The organism is Waterburya sp. (assembly GCF_058530065.1).
On the sequence record NZ_JBZNBU010000257.1, the window covers coordinates 1 to 20,183 of the forward strand.

At 37.7% G+C, this 20,183-nt stretch carries 17 protein-coding genes; 8 read left to right on the plus strand and 9 right to left on the minus strand.

All coding sequences use genetic code 11. The features are described from left to right. The first annotated feature begins 671 nt into the window (after positions 1-671). Complete coding sequence (locus tag AC33VI_RS15240) at positions 672-875, plus strand: hypothetical protein (protein WP_491783120.1); 204 nt, start codon at positions 672-674, stop codon at positions 873-875. A gap of 6 nt (positions 876-881) precedes the next feature. Here the strand turns inward: AC33VI_RS15240 and AC33VI_RS15245 are convergent, their stop codons facing one another. After that, positions 882-2,084, minus strand: a complete 1,203-nt coding sequence (locus AC33VI_RS15245; protein ID WP_491783121.1) for an LL-diaminopimelate aminotransferase — start codon at positions 2,082-2,084, stop codon at positions 882-884. A 199-nt stretch (positions 2,085-2,283) separates the two neighbouring features. Here AC33VI_RS15245 and AC33VI_RS15250 point away from each other — a divergent pair, with 199 nt between their 5' ends. Then, positions 2,284-3,657: a tetratricopeptide repeat protein gene (locus AC33VI_RS15250; protein ID WP_491783122.1), complete on the plus strand. Its 1,374-nt coding sequence runs from the start codon at positions 2,284-2,286 to the stop codon at positions 3,655-3,657. Between the two features lie 511 nt (positions 3,658-4,168). Beyond that, the gene (locus AC33VI_RS15255; RefSeq protein ID WP_491783123.1) at positions 4,169-5,251 is read left to right on the plus strand and encodes a saccharopine dehydrogenase family protein; all 1,083 of its coding nucleotides are present in this window, start codon (positions 4,169-4,171) and stop codon (positions 5,249-5,251) included. Here the strand turns inward: AC33VI_RS15255 and AC33VI_RS15260 are convergent. Next, the gene (locus AC33VI_RS15260; protein ID WP_491783136.1) at positions 5,248-6,543 is read right to left on the minus strand and encodes a glycosyltransferase family protein; all 1,296 of its coding nucleotides are present in this window, start codon (positions 6,541-6,543) and stop codon (positions 5,248-5,250) included. The genes AC33VI_RS15255 and AC33VI_RS15260 overlap by 4 nt on opposite strands. 294 nt (positions 6,544-6,837) lie before the next feature. Between AC33VI_RS15260 and AC33VI_RS15265 the strand changes: the two genes are divergently transcribed. Further along, positions 6,838-7,722, plus strand: coding sequence for a DUF5895 domain-containing protein (locus AC33VI_RS15265; protein ID WP_491783124.1), 885 nt, complete (start codon positions 6,838-6,840; stop codon positions 7,720-7,722). Between the two features lie 74 nt (positions 7,723-7,796). Here AC33VI_RS15265 and AC33VI_RS15270 read toward each other — a convergent pair whose 3' ends face one another. From AC33VI_RS15270 to AC33VI_RS15290, 5 genes are all read right to left on the minus strand, one after another. Then, positions 7,797-8,681: an alpha/beta fold hydrolase gene (locus AC33VI_RS15270; protein WP_491783125.1), complete on the minus strand. Its 885-nt coding sequence runs from the start codon at positions 8,679-8,681 to the stop codon at positions 7,797-7,799. A 117-nt stretch (positions 8,682-8,798) separates the two neighbouring features. Continuing rightward, positions 8,799-10,157 (minus strand): FAD-dependent oxidoreductase, encoded by a 1,359-nt coding sequence (locus tag AC33VI_RS15275; RefSeq protein WP_491783126.1) that lies wholly within the window; start codon positions 10,155-10,157, stop codon positions 8,799-8,801. Between the two features lie 147 nt (positions 10,158-10,304). Next, a complete protein-coding gene (locus AC33VI_RS15280) occupies positions 10,305-12,047 on the minus strand; it encodes a bifunctional diguanylate cyclase/phosphodiesterase (protein ID WP_491783127.1) in 1,743 nt (580 codons plus the stop codon). 725 nt (positions 12,048-12,772) lie between these two features. After that, positions 12,773-14,089, minus strand: a complete 1,317-nt coding sequence (locus tag AC33VI_RS15285) for an AAA-like domain-containing protein (protein WP_491783128.1) — start codon at positions 14,087-14,089, stop codon at positions 12,773-12,775. A gap of 336 nt (positions 14,090-14,425) precedes the next feature. Beyond that, positions 14,426-15,628: a DUF4336 domain-containing protein gene (locus AC33VI_RS15290; protein ID WP_491783129.1), complete on the minus strand. Its 1,203-nt coding sequence runs from the start codon at positions 15,626-15,628 to the stop codon at positions 14,426-14,428. 153 nt (positions 15,629-15,781) lie between these two features. Here AC33VI_RS15290 and AC33VI_RS15295 point away from each other — a divergent pair, with 153 nt between their 5' ends. Continuing rightward, positions 15,782-16,492, plus strand: coding sequence for a DUF8692 domain-containing protein (locus AC33VI_RS15295; RefSeq protein ID WP_491783130.1), 711 nt, complete (start codon positions 15,782-15,784; stop codon positions 16,490-16,492). Here the strand turns inward: AC33VI_RS15295 and AC33VI_RS15300 are convergent. Then, complete coding sequence (locus tag AC33VI_RS15300; RefSeq protein WP_491783131.1) at positions 16,482-16,766, minus strand: DUF2103 domain-containing protein; 285 nt, start codon at positions 16,764-16,766, stop codon at positions 16,482-16,484. The two genes, AC33VI_RS15295 and AC33VI_RS15300, sit on opposite strands and share 11 nt — an antisense overlap. 32 nt (positions 16,767-16,798) lie before the next feature. Then, positions 16,799-17,092: an ATP-dependent Clp protease adapter ClpS gene (gene clpS, locus AC33VI_RS15305; RefSeq protein WP_491783132.1), complete on the minus strand. Its 294-nt coding sequence runs from the start codon at positions 17,090-17,092 to the stop codon at positions 16,799-16,801. A 173-nt stretch (positions 17,093-17,265) separates the two neighbouring features. Here clpS and AC33VI_RS15310 point away from each other — a divergent pair, with 173 nt between their 5' ends. From AC33VI_RS15310 to pgeF, 3 genes are all read left to right on the plus strand, one after another. After that, the gene (locus AC33VI_RS15310) at positions 17,266-18,060 is read left to right on the plus strand and encodes a type 1 glutamine amidotransferase (RefSeq protein WP_491783133.1); all 795 of its coding nucleotides are present in this window, start codon (positions 17,266-17,268) and stop codon (positions 18,058-18,060) included. Positions 18,061-18,209: 149 nt separating this feature from the next. Beyond that, complete coding sequence (locus AC33VI_RS15315; protein ID WP_491783134.1) at positions 18,210-19,028, plus strand: hypothetical protein; 819 nt, start codon at positions 18,210-18,212, stop codon at positions 19,026-19,028. Positions 19,029-19,458: 430 nt separating this feature from the next. Then, the coding region (gene pgeF / locus AC33VI_RS15320; RefSeq protein ID WP_491783135.1) for a peptidoglycan editing factor PgeF at positions 19,459-20,183 on the plus strand (725 nt) is incomplete at its 3' end.

Below are 20,183 nucleotides of genomic sequence, written 5' to 3' on the forward strand. Positions count from 1 at the left end.
CTCCCTAATCCCTAACCCCTAATCCCTAATCCCCCGAACAAATTACTGAGATAGTACGGAAATTAATTAGAACGACTATACAATGGTATAAATACCTGTCCTGTACGGGAAGCAGGATTCCCCACAAGCAAAAATTTCATCAATTTGCCCAACAGAACTTACCCCCTCAAAAATACCTCTACGGTTTAACGAAGACACACTTAGATCGTTCTTACTTATCTCATTAAGCCGTTGACGATTACATCATTTTAGCTACACCCGCTTAAAAAGTTTTTTTAGTTTTAATGTACTAAAAAGGAAATCTACCGATGGACATTATCGGAAAAATTACGGATAAAATAGCAAAAAGCATGAAAAAATAGGACGAATTAAGTAAGAATACGGTTGTTTTTACTAGAAAAAAAAAGCCTAATATAAGTTAGAAAACAAAATAAATCACAGCCAATACAGTATTATCCAAGACAGGATGAGAACTTCGATCGTTTTAAACAACAATTATTGGCAATTTGATCGCCCTAGTCCAACAATCTCCGAACGGTCGAATAATTCGGTTAATACTGTATTCACCAGATTTCCTTACTGCATAAACCAACAATCTAATTGGTATTTATCAAGTACTGGAACTGAAAACAATAGCGTTGAGCAATTATTCTCATTCAGGAGCATGAAAGATGCAAATTCAAAATGTGATAGGTATTAATGGTTATACTTTGTTAGTTTATCGCACCCTAGATAAGCTCTATCACTTCAGTATTATTGATTTTTCTGGTATTCCCTTTAACTTTGATAGCATCTTTTTAACGGCAGAAGAAGCAATTGTCAAAGGGCGTGCTGCGGTGGATATTGCTTGTGATTTCGACAGCGATTTTAATTAGTAGTGATTACTGTTTAGTTGTATTAGGAATCTGATTCGCTACTAAAAACTGTTGAATCTTGCTTGCTGCCAAACGCAGAATTTGGGGATCTCTAACCAAAGCGAAACGGACATATCCTTCTCCAGATTTGCCAAATCCCGCACCAGGAGAAGCTGCAACCCCCGTATGGGCTACTAGCTTAGTACAGAAATCTACTGAATTATTTTGCCAAGGTTCTGGTAGTTTTGCCCAGACATACATAGTAGCTTCGGGGGATGGTACTTGCCAACCAATATTATTTAATGCCGTAATAAATGCGTCTCGACGTTCTTGAAAAATAGCTACAGTCTCTTTTACAGAGGTTTGCGAACCAGATAGGGCTGAGATAGCACCATCTAGTATGCCACGATATTGGTTAAAGTCAACTACTGCTTTGATTTTTCTCAAGGCAGTAATAAGCCTGTGATTGCCAATAGCATAGCCAATGCGGAAGCCTCCCATATTATAAGATTTAGAGAGAGTAAAAAACTCAATGCTTACTTCTTTTTGGGGATCGGCTTGCAAAATAGAAGGGGCGTTATGCTTGGTGCGATCGAAAACTAGATCCACATAAGGAAAATCATGGACTAAAACCAAATCGTATTGGTGGCAAAAACTTACCGCTCGTTGAAAAAATGCTAAGGGTGCGATTGCGCTAGTGGGATTGTGGGGATAGCTCAAAACCATTAGTTTCGACTTACCCAAAATATCGTGCGGGATATCTTCCAAAACTGGTAAAAAATTGTTTTCAGCTAGTAAAGGCATCCGATAAATTTCCCCTCCCGCTAAATAAACCCCTCCTGCATGGGAAGGATAACCAGGATCGAGGAGTAATGCCACATCTCCAGGGTTAAGGAGGGCTAGAGGTAGATGTGCCGTACCTTCTTGAGAGCCAATTAACTGCAAGACTTCCGTTTCGGGATCGACTGCAATCTGAAACTTGTCTTCATACCACTGAGCCACCGCTACCCGAAAATCTCTCGTTCCTCCATGAAGTAAATAGCCATAAGTTGAAGGATCTTCTAAAGCTGTGGCGATCGTATCGATGGTTGCTTGGGCTACTGGTAGATCTGACGAACCTAAAGATAGATCGATGATTGCTTGTCCCGAATTGATGGCATTTATCTTAGCTCGATCCATGTCAGCAAATACGTTGTGGGAGAGAGCTTGTAACCTTTGGGCAAATTCCATTACTTAACTGCGTTTTAATTTTTCTGAATTTATGTAAATCTCACCAAAGATTATGGCGATTCAAAATTACATCGGATAATATATCCCTGTTTATAATTTTAAAGCTTTAAGCATTCAGCTTTGAGCTTGTTCCTTTTCTTGAGTTCGATTCTATAGCTTTATCTCTCTCACCCTACTCTCTAATTTTTCAGTTCTAGTGATGAACTCCAAACACAATTCCTCTTCTTTGTCGGCGAACCATAATTCTTCTGATGACATTCGAGAAAGTATTCAAATTACTACTCTAGATAGATTAGAACGCCCTAATCAAGAACCTAAAAAAGCATTACCGCGAAATCTGAGGGGCTTTCCTCAAAAGCGACTGCATCAAGCAGCTATTGCTCGAATTTATGTGGAACAAGCAGCGGTTTATGAAGCCGAACATAACTGGCGTAAAGCGATTTTAGCCTGTAAAAACGCTCTAGAATTAGATTTTCATAATGCCGATGCTTATAAAATCTTGGGTAATATTTTATATCGTCAGGGAAAAGAAGCAGAAGCACTAGGGGTTTATGCTAAAGCTTTAACTCTCAATCCTAATTGTGCCAAGGTGTACGCTAACTTGGGTACTTTGTATGCAGATCGTCAAGATTGGCAGAAGGCATTGGACTATTACCAACAAGCAGCAATTCTCGATCCTAATTTACCTGGAACATATCGAAATTTAGCCAGGGTATGGGAAGAATTGGGAGAAACTGAAAAAGCTCTTGATTCTCTTTGTCGGGCGATCGATCTCGATCCTAGTATTTTTGCACCTGAAGATTATTTTAGTTTTGGCAGGGAACTATACCAACAGGGCAAAATTAAAGAGGCGAGTATTTTATTTGCTCATGGAATTAAACTAGAACCGAGCGCAGAAGCAGAATTAACTCAATTGGTACAGATGTTTGAGGAACTAGAAGAATGGCAACAGGCAGTCTTTTATTACCATCAATTAATTTCTTTACCAGATAGTTGCCAAGAACATAAGTTATCCCCCCAAGAAACTTCAAAACCCATTAGTAAATTATTATCAGGCTCGAAAAATAATTTAGCTGCTAGTAAAGTAACTGCTAAAAATACCCGCCATAATATTCCTTTATTACCGCAAAATGTCGCTCAAAAATTATTACCCAAAATAAAATCGAATCATACTGAGCCAGATTCAGCTTTAGCTTGGAATAATTTAGGCAGTACCTACGCTCAAAAACAACAGTGGGCAAAAGCGATTAGTTGTTATGAGGAAGCATTGCAATTAGACTCTAAATTTGTCAAAGGCTATCGTAACTTAGCCAGAGTTTATCAAAAAACAGGAGAAGATTTTAAAGCCTTAATCTATTGGTACGAAGCCTTACGGATCGAACCTAATTCAGTTGAGCCAGAAGTCTATTTTAGTTTGGCTAAAAGATTTATATCATACCAACAACCAGAAAAGGCTATTTTTTGTTTGCAACGAACAATAGAATTAGATCCTAATTTCGATCGAGCTATTGCTATGTTAGAAAAACTCCAGGAAAAAAATAAGGCTAAGGCGATCGGGCAATTAGATAACTAGGTGGGTAAAATTAATTGGAAGATGACTTTTTAGGGAAATAGGGCAGTAGGGGAATAGGAGGATAAAAGCGAAAGACGATCTCGGGCTTTATCTTTAATTCCGCCTACCTACCTAACTAATAACTAATGATATCGATTAATAAAATACCTACATCTAAAATACTATTTAGTCAAAGAGTAAAAGTACTTAGTCAATAAGAAAAAAGCAATTTTTATTGCAATTTGTTAACCAGAAACAGACGGAATCGCTGTAATACCTATCTAGCAAGAATTACAAAAATTTTTGTTCGAGCTATTTTTTAAAAAAGATTATAAAAGCCCAACATAAAGAAAATTTATTGTTTAGTAATTCAATATTTTATAGCGGAACGGCTAAAGTTGCAAATTCGTTGCTGATTCTCAATAAATAGCTTAATATTTATTTACTTAAAAAAAATTATCTATCGTTAGCTTGATCGATAGATAAGCTCAATCGATCTAATATAGTTGTAAAAAATCAGTTAATAAATGAAATGGTAAAGAAGGTACTGGTAATAGGAGGTTGTGGCAGAATTGGCAATAGTGTGGCACAAGATATTGCCAGTCATACCGATGCAGAAATTACCGTCACTTCTCGCAACCGTTTGATACAGGTAGACTCTAAATTTAATTTTTTAAGTTTAGATTTAGCAAATAAAACCAAGCTGGAAAAGGCGATCGCCAGTCAAGATTTAGTCATTCATTGTGCGGGGCCTTTTCATCACCGAGACGGAAGAGTATTGTTAGCCTGTATTGCTGCGGGAGTAGATTATATAGATGTTAGCGACCATCGTTCTTTTTACGAGAAGGTAATTAAATACCACGAAAAAGCGATCGCTAGTAATATTACAGCTATTCTTAATACAGGGATTTTTCCTGGTATTTCTAACAGTATGGTCAAGGGAGGAATAGAAGAGTTTGATCGGGCTTCTAAAATTCACCTCAGTTATATTGTTGGCGGATCGGGTGGTGCGGGCTTAACTGTGATGCGGACTACTTTCTTGGGGTTGAGAAAGAAATTCTCAGCATTAATTAATGGTAAGTGGCAAGATGTTCTACCCTATACCGAAAGAGAAACCATTGAGTTTCCCCAGCCTTACGGTAAGACAGGGGTATATTGGTTCGATATGCCTGAAACTCTGACATTTGCCGATTCTTTTGATGTAGATACTGTAATTACTAAATTTGGTTCGATTCCCGACTGGTACAACCATTTAACCTGGATTACCGCCCATGTTTTTCCCGAAAATTGGGTAACTAGCCCCAAAGGAATTGAATTCTTTTCTCAAGTTAGCTATTTAATGACCGAAGTTACCGATCGCTTTAGCGGTATCGGGGTGGCGATACGAGGGGAGATTGTGGGGGAAAAAGACGGAAAGGAAAAAACATACTGCGCTACGATGACTCATAATAATACAGCGATCGCAGCAGGGATAGGCACTGGCACGATCGCGCAACTGATTTTGGAGGGTAGATTAAACCAGCCAGGAATTTATCCTGTAGAACGAGCTTTATCTACCGATTTATTTATGGAAGTTATGGAACAAAGGGATATTAAAATTGTCGTTAATGGTTAACTGTTAATGGTTAACTCGCGGTCGTCTTTGGACGATTTTAGATCGGTTGTCAATTGTTTGTTATCCATTGTTAATTGTTCGTTGTTGTCTGCTTCTACGGCATCATAAATCTTTTGTAAGATTTGAGGATCGGCACTCATAACTCGATTCCAACTGGGAATCACAGGACGAAGTTGGGGGTTTTGCAAGAAAGCATTACCCGCATGAATAATCGATTGGGAAAATAATTCTACTGCCTTTTCTTCACTATGGCGATCGAGGGTTAAACCGTTCATAATCGCGTCGCTATGATAGCGTTTAATATAGTTCAAAGCAGTACGATAGTAAGTAGCTTTAATGGTACGGAAAATCTCTTGAGAAAAGACATGACCGTTAGCTGCCATTTTACGGAAAAAGACCTTGCAAATATCAATGGACATCCTTGATAAACCTTTTTCCCGATCTTGTAAAGATAGATCTTGATGCTTATGATCGTAAGCGTTAGCAATATCTACCTGACAGATTTTATTAACGTGATAGTTGCGATAAACATCATCTAGAATCCCAATCTCCAAACCCCAATCGTAGGGAATGCGAACGCTATTAACCACATCGGCAGACATGGAAAATTCCCCCGATAAGGGATAGCGAAAGCTTTCGATGTAGTCTAAAAAAGGAGTCTCGCCAAAAATCTTTTTCAAAGTCCTGACCAAAGGACTAACCAACAGGCGCATGACGCGACCATTGAGTTTGTTATTTGCTTGACGATAATAATATCCTTTACAGAATTTAAAATCGAATAAAGGATTGGCAAGAGGATAAAGCAATTTAGCCAGTAAACCTCGTTCGTAAGTGAGAATGTCACAATCGTGGAGAGCCAAAATTTTGGCACTGTCACTAGCTAGAAAATAGCCCATGCAATACCATACGTTAAAGCCTTTGCCTCTTTCACTGGGAGCTAATTCCTCTTTCTGCAAAAATTCATTAACTGCCTTCATTCTAGGACCATCGTTCCACAAAATTTTGTGTTCTTGAGGCAATCTGGCAAAGTATTTTTTGGCATACTCAAATTGAGTTTGGTTGGCTCGATCTAAACCAATAATAATTTGATCCAAATACTTAATCTTAGCTAGTTCGTCTACAATATGCCCCAGTGCAGGACCTTCCAATTCCGAGAATAAACAAGGTAATACCAACGCCATCGGCGCAGAAGTTTTAGCAATGTGCAACAGTTCTGTTTCGAGAGATTCGATAGAACGATTATGCAAGTCATGAAGAGTAGTTATATCTCCATTTTGAAAGAAGTCAGCGATGATACACCTCCCAAAGATTAAATCTATCTAAAATATACCCAAAAAAAAATATTTAAACTGTGACCAAACACTCAAAGACATTCGGTTAGGAACAATCCTCATAAAATTCTTAACCAATGCTTACTGGATCAATTTTGCTTCCAAGATTGAAAAATCAGGTTTTACAAAGACATTAAAGCTAAACTTGATTTATTAGTCAATTAAATCTGCTACAATAAATAAGTTGATTAAAAATTCAATTAAAAGATTTTTATGATACTATAGTACTAATCAATAACGATCTACGATTTATCAATGACTATGAATAACTATCAAGATTTTGGCTTTAACAGCGAAGAATTTTTAGGCAAACTTGTCAATATCCCTTATTGTCAGTTCTTAAATGCCAGTAGCAAAAACTATGGAATGGCAATTACTCCTGCCAATGCAGAATTGGCAAACTTCCAATTAATAGACAGTTGGAAACCTATCGAACATGAATTTAGCGATGGTACGAATGAAACTCTGCTCTTGAACAACAAACCAAGATTGTTAGTTATTAATCGCTCTCTACCCTTGATGAGTAGCGAAACAGAAACCATTCCCTACAATAAGGAAAAATTTCAGTCTGGAGAATATAAAGCCTTTTCTTACGTTGTGGTTTGGTTTGTAGATGAGAATAATCAACCCCTATCAGAATTACCTTTCCGTCTCAAATGTTCTGGTTATGCGGGCTTAACTTTCTTGAAAAACTATAGCTACTACAACAACCCTAGTTCCTTCTGTAAAAAATTCTTGCAAGTATATAAAAATTTGACGGGCGATCGAGCTATAGATAAAAACGAAATATTTTACGCTCACGGCGTTTACCAGCCAACCCTAATCAGACAAAAAGCAACTTCCACAACTAACGGACAATCTAGTTTTGCCGTAATGACCAAGTCCTTTTTAGAACCAACAAATAATAACTTTGGCTCTTTAATTATTAAAAATGGTTCGGAAATGAGTAATAAAATTAAAGAATATATCGAAACTACCAAATCTTGGTTACAAATTGCATCTGCAACACCAGAAAGTGATAATTATGAAATAAAAACCGAATCAACAATGCCAACAACAAAAGAAAGATTGAATATTAAGCCAATTTCCGAACAAAATGGTATTGAAGCTGGTTTAACTCCAGAACCAATTCCTTTTTAGTTTGTTTACACAATAAATATATACAGATTAATTGATGCGTAACATCAGTTAAATAATTGAAATATCGCTCGAAACTATCCAACAAAACTAAGCATAGCTTCTGCGGTTGGTTGAGGTTTTTCCAGATGGGGAACATGACCGCAATTATCAATCCAAACTAGCTTGTTGTTGGGTATTCCCTGAGCAAATTGTTCTGCCCCTTTTATACCAAGGATTTTATCTTGTTTGCCCCAGACTATGAGGGTTTCTGGTTGAATCTTGGCTATTTCTTGAATAAACGAACCATAACCGCCATTTTTAGTAAAAGCAATTAAAGATTTGTTCCAATTAGGACACTTTAAATGTAGTGTGGCACAGGTGCGTGCGTCTAGACTGGCAAAACTTTTATCGAAGTAGGCAGTTTCGCTAATGCTCTGACGTACTTTAGGATTGCGTAAAAATTCTGTAGCAAAATAATCGAGGGGTGGAAACATAAATTTGCCGATCGCAGGTTGTTTGACCAAACCAGCACTATCTAACAAAATTAATTTTGCTACGGCTTCGGGATAGGTGAGAGTAAAATCGAGCGCTGCTGCACCACCCATGGAAGCACCAGCCAAGATAACTGGTTGTTTAATCTGAGTTTGCCAAAAATGATAGAGATGAGTTTTTAGATTTTCCGTATTCAAAGGAATATCTAAGTTACGCTGAGAAAAACCAAATCCTAATAAATCTACCGCCCAAGTAGACTGTTTTTCTGCCAATAGAGGAATTAAACGGCGAAATTCTAATAAAGAACTGTCAAAACCATGTATTAATAAAACTGGTATACCACCTTGTCCTTGATTAATATAGGTAGTTGCGATAGCTTCTGGACTTAAAGGGGTAGTAATGGGAGCAACTTTGATTTCTTTTGCCAAAGCGATAGAGGTAGATTCTGTTAGAGTATTAGCTTCAGCAGGAATATAACTGGGAAACATTAAGGATCTTAGTTAAGCTTTTAATTAATAGTTTTTTATAATCTCTATTCAACTTATCGCAAAACTAGACCTGATAGTAGATCTGTCTTGAAAATAGACAATTAAGTTGAACCAAAGTTAGCAATTAGAATTAGAAGCTAAATATTCTTCATTAGACAAATCTGCTAAAAAACGATCGCGATCAAATTGATAGTCATCGCCCAAAAAGTTCATAATTCTTTCGGTATCTTCTAAAGCATTTTGCAAGCAAGTAGAAGCCCCTGGTGAAGGGGTAATATTGAAAATAATTTTATCGCCGATAATTTTAGCTTCTCCCATTTCTAGAGCTTGGGTATTGAGGTTAACTACTTGAGGGCGAACTCCACCATAACCCCGAGCGTAACTAAGATTATCGAGTTTAATTGTCGGAATGATTTTTCTAACTTCTTTGATAAACAAACGTTTGCCAATCACAGGGAAGTCGTAAATAAAATTGAGGGCAATATATTTAAGGATAATCGGATCGGAGAGAATTTTAATAAAACTACGAATCGCTTTAAGACTCAACCCCGCAGTTTGAAAATATTCGATCGCACTAGAATAATTGTGACGTTCTAGTAGGGGTAAAACTTTGGCTGTAGGACCAAAACGAGCGATCGTACTATTGTGAACTTCGGGATCGCCATGTATCGCGGCAAACGGCAGTTTTTTGCGCTGTACCGTATAAACTTTACCGTTCAACAAACGGGGAGCAAAATAAAAACTCCCTGCTACGCTGAGTAGAGCATAATTCAAACCATAGCCCAAAGATTTGGCAAACAGCAAACTGTGCGCCCCCGCAGCCACGATAACTACTTTGGCTGTAATGATTCCTGCCGTAGTTTTGAGCTTATATTGGTGGTTTTCTTGGTTAATAGTTTTAACTTTAGTATTGAATAATAGATCGATATTTTTTTCTTTATTCTTTAAAGCATTAGTTAAAAAAGACCGAGACAAGCCATTAAAATCTACCGTATAACCTTCATCGGTATAGAGAGCGATGATTGCTTCATTCTCACTTCTAGAAGCTATGACTTGCGGTTCTTTTTCGCCAATTGTGGCGCGATCGAGCAGTCTGAGATCGGGAAATAGTTGCTTAAATTCTTGGTATCTTGTTTTGAGTTGATCGACTTGCTCTTGACCTACTCCCAGTACCATCTTGTGATACTTAGTATATATACTTTTCTGTTGGTCTTCAGTTAACAAATAATTTTTGACTAAACAAGCTCCTGCATTGACTTTAGTAGCTTTTTCTAGAGTATAGTTAGTTTCAATATCGCCAAAGTGAAGAGTTTGGCTGTTGCTATTAGTATAAGAGTTAACTAATGCTACGTCTGCTTCTTTTTCGATCGCGATAATACGGTTGACATTGCTATATTTGCTGAGAGTATATAGTAATGCCGTGCCACATACACCACTACCAACGATCGCTACATCGTAACTTTGACTATTATTCATTGAATCGAATAAAATTCATCTACACTAATATCCTATCTGTTGTGGTGGGTTATAAAAGAAATTGTTCATCAATTGATAACTTTTACTTTTACCAGATAACTAAATAACTAATTTTCCCAAATAAATACTTTTCTAGCAATGATTCTTTCACCGTTGATTTAACAAACTCGTAGCTTCAGTCGCGGACATTGGTCGAGCAAATAAATAACCCTGTCCGTATTCACATTGCAAATCTAAAAGCAGATCGCATTGGGATGTTCGTTCAATACCTTCGGCAACAATATCTAAATTAAATACCTCTGCCAATTTAACAATAGTTTTGACCAATTCTAATTGATGTAGATTCTCTTCCAGATTTTGAACGAAAGAGCGGTCTATTTTCAATGTATCAACGGGCAAACGATGCAAATAACTCAAAGAAGAATAACCAGTACCAAAGTCATCCATAGATAGCTGTACGCCCAATTTTTTCAGTTTTTCGGCGGTATCTAGCACAATTTCAACGTTTTCAATAATTTCGCTTTCGGTAATTTCCAATTTCAAACAAGAAGGATTTAAACCCGTTTCCTCTAAAACCCGAGCGATAATATCTCCTGCATAGGGTTGAGAAAACTGTTTTCCCGCCACATTAACACTAATAAACGCCAATCCTGAATCGGGATTCTGTTGTTGCCACCTTACCATTTGTTGGCAAGCAGAGCGCAATACCCACCAGCCGATTGGAATAATCAAACCCGTATTCTCTGCCAGGGGAATAAAATCGTTGGGTGGGACTCTGCCTTTATCGGGATGTTGCCAGCGCACTAAGGCTTCAAAGCCTACTAGCTGTCGGTCTATTAATTTAACTATCGGCTGGTAATGGAGTTCAAATTGTTCTAGTTCGATCGCTCGTCTTAGTTCATTTTCCGATTTAAACTTAGCAATACTTTGCAGGTAGGCAGCCGACTCAAAAACTACGCTACGAGCTTTACCTTTATCTTTGGCTTGGTGCATGGCTATTTCGGCATCTTGCAGGGCTTCGAGTAAATAGTAGTCAGCTTTATGTTCGGGAATCTCCTTCGGGTTGGTAATTGGGGCAATGCCAATACTAGTAGTTACCAGTATCGAATGCTCTCCCACTTCGATAGGTGTAGAAAATTCTTGTTGAATTTTACTGGCTATTTCTGAAGGATAGCTAGCGAGATCGAAACCAGATAACAAAATAGCAAATTCATCTCCACCGACGCGAGCTAAAATGTCTTGACTCTGCAAGCAAGCAGTCAACTTGTTGACGATCTCTACTAACAGCTTGTCTCCCACCAGATTGCCAAAATTACGATTGATATATTTGAAACGATCTACATCTAAACATAAAACTCCAAACAGATAATTAGAGTTAGACGGAATCTGGGATAATTCTTTTAGGTTTTGAATAAATAACTGACGGTTGGGTAAATGAGTCAGGCGGTCGTAATTGCGATCGCAGTCAAGTCGAGCTTGATTTGTTTTTTGTTCGGTAAGATCGGTCTGAGAACCAACCAGACTAGTTACTACCCCAGTCTGATTTTTCACTGCCATACACTTACAAGACATATAACGATATTCTCCATCTTGATGTAACAGAGAATATTCCATTTCAAACCGAGGGATTTTTCCTTGCTGACAAGCAGTTAGATTGCTGCGTAATTTAGCAATATCTGCATGGTGAACTCTCGCCAACCATTCTACAGGATTATTTTTAATCTGTTTGTGGTTGCATCCCACCATTGATTTCCAACGAGAAGAATAAAAAATTTGGTTAGAATCTAAATTCCATTCCCAAAGACCATCATTAGTAATTTGAGACAGAATTTCATATTGTTGCCCGCGATCTTCCAATGCTTCTGGTGGCTGTTGTTCTTTTCGATCCAATTTCTTCTCAGGAATACAAATCATTTCTATGTTTGATTCTCATTTATTATCGATTGATTAGGAAAAAACGCCGTGTTATAGATAGGTATCTACCAAGTTATTTGTCTCTCATCGGTTGTACCAAGATTTGGCTATGTGTCTACTCAGTAGTAAATGTGCCAATCTTTGTCTAGGTAACTATCTTTTAATTTACGAGCAAAATAAACTTTTAATTTACTCTGGGTCAATATTAGGAGATTAATAAGTTAATTATTATGTTTCTTAATCTATTTTTCAGATTTAATGGATAAAGAATGGCTTTTCATTAAAATCTATATTTTTTTAATATAAATATTAGATGAAGTAATTAATGCAAATATATTTTCACACTATATATAACAACAATAATAATAATAAATATAGAACAGTTATTTTTTATTCTTTATCATGCGATCGCTGTTGCTATTTTTCGCTCGACCTAAAGTTATAAACATCTATATTTCAAGAATATTTAGGTTGAACCACAAAACCCGATATTCTGGCAAATGCGATCGACGCATCAATATTTTCTAGCAGATATTTTCTGTAATATTTAACTTTAAAATTAGATTTCCTGAATATTTGTAAAATAAAGCACATTTTAGAATAGATTTAACAATTCAAGCAACTTAACTTTTAGTCAAATCCGATTAATTAAATTACCAAAAATATAATTACTTATTAATTATAGGCAGCAGTACTAGAATTTACAGACGCTCGCGAAAATAAACCCGATGGAGATTGCAGATTGGAGTGGCATTATTTCCTTGCAAGGAAACCAAGCCCGCACTCTCTAACTTATAAGCAGCAATAGAATTCAAAATTACTGGTTCTTCAGACATCACAACTGTTTTGAAAGCATCTCTCAACTCTGGATATTGTTGCAGAAATACAAGATGACCCCTTAAATGATCTCGATAAATGCTAGTTTCTGTAGTTGCTTCTTCTAGCAGTTTTTTTAAATTGTTTTCTTGGGTAACCAAATGACACAAAGCTAAATTCAATAAATAAGGATGACCGCCAACAATTTCATGTAAAGATTTAAAATCTTCTAAAGCCAGAGGGGGATCGCACATATCTATACCATAACGAGCGATTAACTCTTGAGTTTGCTTCCAATCAAACTTGTTTAAACGAATCGATAAACCCACATTAAATGGCGATTGATTCAAACTGAGAGGGATATAAATTTCAGTAGAGTGGGTAACGATAGATCTATACTTTTGCCAGACTCGAACATTATTAGCTTCTTCATGCCAAAAACGTAACAAAGGCAAAAACTCTTGAGCTACTTCGGGAAAACTAAATAAACGATTGACTTCATCCAAGGCAACGACTAAAGGACTATCCAGTTGTCCTAAAATATATCCCTGCAAATAAGTAGTGCAACTAACCTTAAACCCCAAATCTTCATCCCAATATTCATCCAATAAAGATTCGATGCCCAATTGCAAAGCAATGTTGGCACAAAACCAGCGCAGCAGACGCTCTAAATTGCTAATTACGCTATCTTCTGCCTGTAGTAAGTTGAGTCTGACGGTAGAGTAACCGCGCTTTTGGGCGTAAGCTAAAATTCTCATAACTAAGGAACTTTTGCCCATCTGTTTCGGGGCTTTGATTCTAATTAATGCTCCAGGTTTGATAATTTCTTGATAGGCTTGAGATTCGCTAGGAGGACGTTCGATATATAAAGAAGAATCAAGAGGGACGGGAGTTTGGGGCAATTCTAAAGCACTAATATAACCAGCAGGAGATTTTTTATCTTCTACTTTGCCAATTTGCTGTCGTAAAATAGAGCGAAAGTTATTTTTAGTAATTTTTTCCCCAAAAGCTTCCGATAAAAGTTGCCACAGTCGAGAACCTACAACTCTAATATAATCAGGATCGTAACCAGAACCTTCCGCAATTTCTTGATAAGTTTTTCCCAACCAACACTGAGTTAAAATTAGCTCTTGAACTGAGTTCAATCTCTCTGGCTGAATTGCATTATCCACAAGATGCAAGGCTTCTTCAATAGTTATCATGTTGCTGTTTAGTTTTGGTCTTCCAAGATTATGGGTAAGATTAGTGGAGGCGAAAATTGCTCGGGAAGCTATCAGCTAATTAACTGCGGAGTCTATTCAACTGAAAACGGCTATAAGTCAAATATGTAAAGCTTGTATATTATATTTGCGAACAAAATATCAAAGAGATTTAGATTTTGATTTTAAAATTAATTGTTACATAAAATTATTTATCTTTTAGCTTCCAGCTTTTGACTCTGAGAAAAGAGAACTTTTTAACAGTATTAAAATTTTAATATTGTAATGTTAATGTAACTATCCTCTTGCACTTTTGTGTGAATGTACGATCGATCTTAATTAATCTAAAGAAATTTTGGGTGAAGGAATAAGACCTGGCTTGTATAGAAAAGAATTAATATTGCTGAGAGTTTGTAGATCTGGTTTTGGCAGCAAATTACTGGTGGACTCCAAAAAAGCAAAAGCTTGACGAAATTCTTGAGGGCTGCTGTTAACTGGCGCGTCAAAATGACAGGGAATAACTCGCGTAAAATTCCAATTAGCTATTCGATCTGCCCAAGCTAGAGTTTCTCTGGGAGCGCGATTGAGGATGAGAATTTGTAAGATGGGGGCGACTAACAAACGACCGTTGCCTCTTAAAATATTAAAACAATTTTCCCAATTAGCTTGCCATTCAAAAGGATATAAACCCAAATAGGCTTTAACAGAGCGGTTGGGCGATCGCAGGGCAGATCGAATAGTTTTACCCAAACTAGGCACTTCAAGGACGCTAGAGCGGAAATACATGGCAAATAGGCAAATTCTACGCCAACCCTTAATGCGGTTTGCAGGGGTATCGACGATCGCTTCATTGCCACTTTCTCTAGCATGAAACAGTAACGGATATAAATCCTGCTCGATAATTTCTGGAGGGTAGTCGGGTATGGAAACAATTGAATCTGTTAATAAAAGGGTTTGAGACTGTTTGTGTAAAAAAGCCACCTCTTCAAATTGACCCAAACGCAGATCGATCTTGTCTAAAATAGCGTAGTCAAATTCAGCTGCAAAGGGAGTCTGGCTGCTATCGCTGGGTAAAACTTGAGTGCGATCGCCAGGGAAGCCCAACCAACTCAAGGGTAAATTGACGGGAAAGCTCCATTGATGGGGGGCTACATACACTGTAGCGTTGGCAAACTTACGGGCAAATGGACCAACGCAATTTTTATGTTCTAAACCCGAAATAGTGGGCAAAATAATATATTTTACTGCTCCATAACGTTCCTCCAATTCTCTAACCAAACCAATACATTCAGCCGTTGGCGCGACGGGGGCATAGACTAGCAATCCTCCCGCTTCCAACCTAATAACAGTCATCCGAATGGGAACTACTACATAAAAAATTCCTTGAAGTTGATCGAAAGTCCAAATAGTATCTTTTAGTACCTCTTGGCGAATAGTCCGCCGTTTGCTGTAGGGATAAATCGGTACATTTGTCCAAAAACGCCAATGATAATCTTGTGAATTTTGCCCTCGACGATTTGACTCAGTATTTGCTTGACTCACTATTTTTTCAACTATCGGTTATCAAAGATCGATTTTATCAACAATGGAGGATTGGAGATCGTTCCCCTGGATTTGAGTTTATATGTTGCTCTCTTAGATTAATTCTTTAAGATATAGTTACTGAAAATTTAAAGAATATTAACCCCGTCTTAAATGAAAAGTAATTGGTTAATCTGCTCTTCAAGTGATTCGACTCAACAAGTACTATACAAAACTCTTTTCCTAGAAAGTTTGACCGTTACTTTTGCTATTTCGAGCGCCTTGATTTTGGGAGATTCTCCAGAGCTTCATTTTCGAGAAGAAGGGTTTATTACCTATGTATCTTGTATGCAGCTTGCGATCGCGGCGATTGTAGCGGGGCAAATTTTTGTCATGACCAAACAAACTGAAAATCGAGAGTTAGCTAAAAGTCGGAACTTTTGGTTATTTTCTAGTTTGGGCTTGTTGTTTTTAGGTTTGGATGATGCTTTTGAAATTCACGAACGACTCGATCTCTGGTTGCACGATCTGTTAAATATTCGAGAAACGATGTTAACCGATCTTGCCGACGATTTGATTGTGGGAGGGTATTTAGTATTATTTCTGGTATATATTTTGAGTCAATGGCAGACAATTAAATTGTTTAAAAGCTCTTTTGTTTTCTTCAAGGGAGGATTTATTTTGGCAATAGCAATGATAATTTTGGATATTGCTAGTAATAATAATTTTTTTGCCTCGTTGATTTTTAACGATTCCGATCTAGTTCGAGCTTCAAGACAATGGCTCGGTACTATTGAAGATTCAGCTAAAATTTTTGCCGAAGGAATGATTATTGTGGGGTTGTATTGTTGTCGCCAGATAGTCAAAAGGCAAATTAATTCATAATATCAGCGATCGCTGTTTCTAATTGAGACTGTTTTAACTCCGTGACAATAAAAACTTCCTGTACGGTTTTACCATGACGGGCGATCGCTTTGTAGCCACCGCGAATGGGAACGGAAATTTTGAGTTTAATCTTAGGAATATGACTTCTGGTTTTTTTAATTCTGCCAGGAGTAATAGTGCTAATCCCCTCACACTTGACGAGTTTTTCTAAAATTGGAATTAACCCATCAAGATGTGTGGAGTGATTCCAGACTAACCGACCATCAGAAGCCATAATTTTACCTGTGATTGAATACTTGCGATCGATTATGCCTCTTCCAAGGGTGCCATAGTCAAGCCAGCCCGCTTTAATTGTTGATGATATAATTCTGCTTGTTCTTGAGGGCCCACCCATACCAAAGCTTGCCCAGTATTATGAATTTCATCGGCTAAATCTCTGGCTCGATCTGCACTCATCCCTGGAATATAGGTCACCAAACATTCTATAACGTGCTTGAAAGTATTAAAGTCGTCATTTAAAACAATAATTTTATAGTTAGGATAGTGCTGCTTGATTGTTTTACTATACTTCTCTTTAATTACAGTGGGGGTAGCAGTCATCTTTGTAGAACCTTATAAACTAACTTGCTTGATACTCAAATTAACCTAACGATTGTGACGATTAATTTTAATTTACAAATAGTCTAGCTACTTTTAACTATTTCTTCAAAATCGATCTGCACTGTAGCTATAAAACTTAAATTTGCTATTCTTTAACTTTCAATACCATTAAAATGAAAATTGCAATCGGCTGGCTATATCCTACATTAATGAGTACTTATGGCGATCGCGGTAATGTTATTTGTCTTCAACGGCGATGTCAATGGCGGGATATTGAAGTAGAAATTTTACCCCTCACCAGAGAAACTAGTGCGGCAACCTTTCAGCTGGCAGACATTATTGTCGGAGGAGGAGCGCAAGATCGCCAGCAAGAAATTGTCATGCGAGATCTACAAGGAGAAAAAGCCCAAGCTTTGCAAGGCAAATTGGATTCTGGTACGCCAGGAGTATTTACCTGCGGATCGCCACAACTGTTGGGACATTACTACGAACCCGCTCTAGGTCAAAGAATTGATGGTTTGGGTATACTAGACATGACCACCAAACACCCTGGTATCGAAGCTCAACGCTGCATTGGTAATCTGGTTTTTGAAATTACCGCCGAGCCTTTAGCTGGGGAATTGACAGCTATTTTAGGGGAGAAACCCTTAGTAATTGGTTTTGAAAATCATGGTGGTAGAACTTATCTAGATCGGGTACAACCCTTGGGTAAAGTAATTAAAGGCTATGGCAACAATGGAGAAGATCGCACCGCAGGAGCTTTTTATCAAAATGCGATCGCCACTTATTCTCACGGACCTTTGCTACCTAAAAATCCGTTTATTGCTGACTGGTTGATTCAAAAAGCTCTCACTAGAAAGTACGAATCGGAAATAAAGTTGCAGGCGATCGATGACTCTTTGGCTGTTGCAGCCCGTAAAGCAATGTTACAACGTCTTGACTTATCTAAGTTTATGGCAACAGTTTAAACTTTTTTTGTTAATCTTTGCTTTAACTTGCGTGCTATGCAACGCAATTTGCCTTAGTATTGCAATTAGATAAAATATGCAAGATAATTTTGCAACGTGCAAGATCGTCTTGCAACCGATCCTTAATAAATGCAATTGCAACCAAAACTATGACAGTAAAAGTACTAGATAATGGTTCTGCTGGAATTTTGGTTCTTATCATTCCCTTTGCCTTTGGTTTTGTAGTCTTATATCAGCTATGGCCCTTTTTGCTCGGATTCGCAGCATTAATCGTGGCTCTTAAAATTTGGCAAAACTATCAATGGCAAAAGTGGTGTGGTGAAATCAACCCTTACTTCAATCAATTGATTAAAGAAAACAAGGGTCAGTTAACTCCAGTAGATTTAGCCCTAAAAGCAAATCTTACCCCAAGAGATGCCAAAACATTTTTAAGCCGCAAAAGCGAAGAGTATGGCACTCAGCCCAAAAAAGTTAAAGACCGAGGTTTCGTTTATTATTTTCCTACAGCCAGTGCTTTAGGTAGTATTCTTGACGATAGCGAGCCAGAACCAGCGATAAATTCCTATCAACTAGCAGCTAAAGAATCTAACAAACTATCTGTTAGGGGAATCGCTCAACTGGCCAAACAAGAACAAAGCCAGGAAAAAAATGCAGCGTCAGAAACATCTTCAACTGTCGCCCAGTTTACCAGAGAAGAATCATCAGCTGCTACGGCAACAATAGAACCAGAAACAGAAACAATTGATTCAGAAGCTGATTCAGAAATTACTGAAAATACTTCTATTAGTTCTGGAAACTCTTTAATTCAAGCCGAACTGGCAAAACGTCTCGATCTAAATACTAGCACTGTTGGGAGACGTAAATCCGATCCAGATTTTGAAGAGTGGAGTCAGAGTAAAGATCCTGAAGGAATAGCTTGGAGATACGAACCTGAAACTAAGCTATTTGTGGCAGTCGTTCCAAACTAATTTTTTGCTGTTTTGTCATTTAATCTTAGTTAGAGATCGGGGAATTAACTAGTAGGTGTAGTTATTAGCTCTTAGCTTTTGAGTCATCTCTGTAAAATATATCCCTAAAAAAAGTCTCAAAAATAAAGCATTTGTCAAACTTAATCGAATAAAAGTATCAGCCTAAACCAAACTCAGGTTATTTGATTTTCTTTTCCGATTTAGCCCTCAAAGCGATGCCTTTATCCTACAGGACTACCTTCGGGGGGTGCGTAGCGGTATGCTAAAGCACTAGCTTCCCGTCGTCCTTTAGGGCGCAATTGCCATTAGATGTGGAAAAGTAAATAATCGTGCTATTTTGGCACAATATTATAGGGGATTATAGAAAAACTCGATCTATAGTCCCCTATTGCCTGTTTGGGTATATTCGAGGGATTGATAGATTATTAATATGAATAATCAAAGTACTTGGGAATGGCAGACGGTTGGAGGAAAATCTTGGCTAACTTGTAATTTATTATCTGCTTGGCAACATGGATTTTTTACTAAAGAATATTATCCCCACACTCCCGAACAATTAACTTCTATTTTGCAGCCAGAAACCGAAGCTTATCGAGTCAAACAGGTACACGGAAATCTGGTTCTCGCTCCCCAAGAAATAACTCAGAAAATTACCTCAAAAGATTTACAACATCCTTTTCCCGATGCAGATGCGGTGATTAGCGATCGCCCTAAGCAATCGGTTTGGGTTGCTAGTGCTGACTGCACGCCTATTTTAATTGGGGATCTTCAGACTGGGAGAGTTTGTGCGATTCATGCGGGTTGGCGGGGTACGTCTCAATCAATTGTAAAAGTAGCGATCGCCCGTTTTGTAGAATTTGGCAGCAAGGGAGAAAATTTGCGTATTGCGATCGGTCCAGCAATTGGCGGTAAACTTTATCAAGTAGACCATAAGGTAGCGATCGAAGTGGGCAAAACTATTATTGCCGATACTAAAAATAAATCCGATCTAGAGATTTTAGCAGAATTAAAACAGATACCCAATTCCCCCGTCTTAGAGGATAAATTGCCTGGTAAAGTTCGCCTTAGCGTACCTAGAGTAAATCAAATACAATTAGAACAAGCAAACCTCCATCCCCAACAAATTGCCCTCGCCGAAGATTTTTGTACTTACCA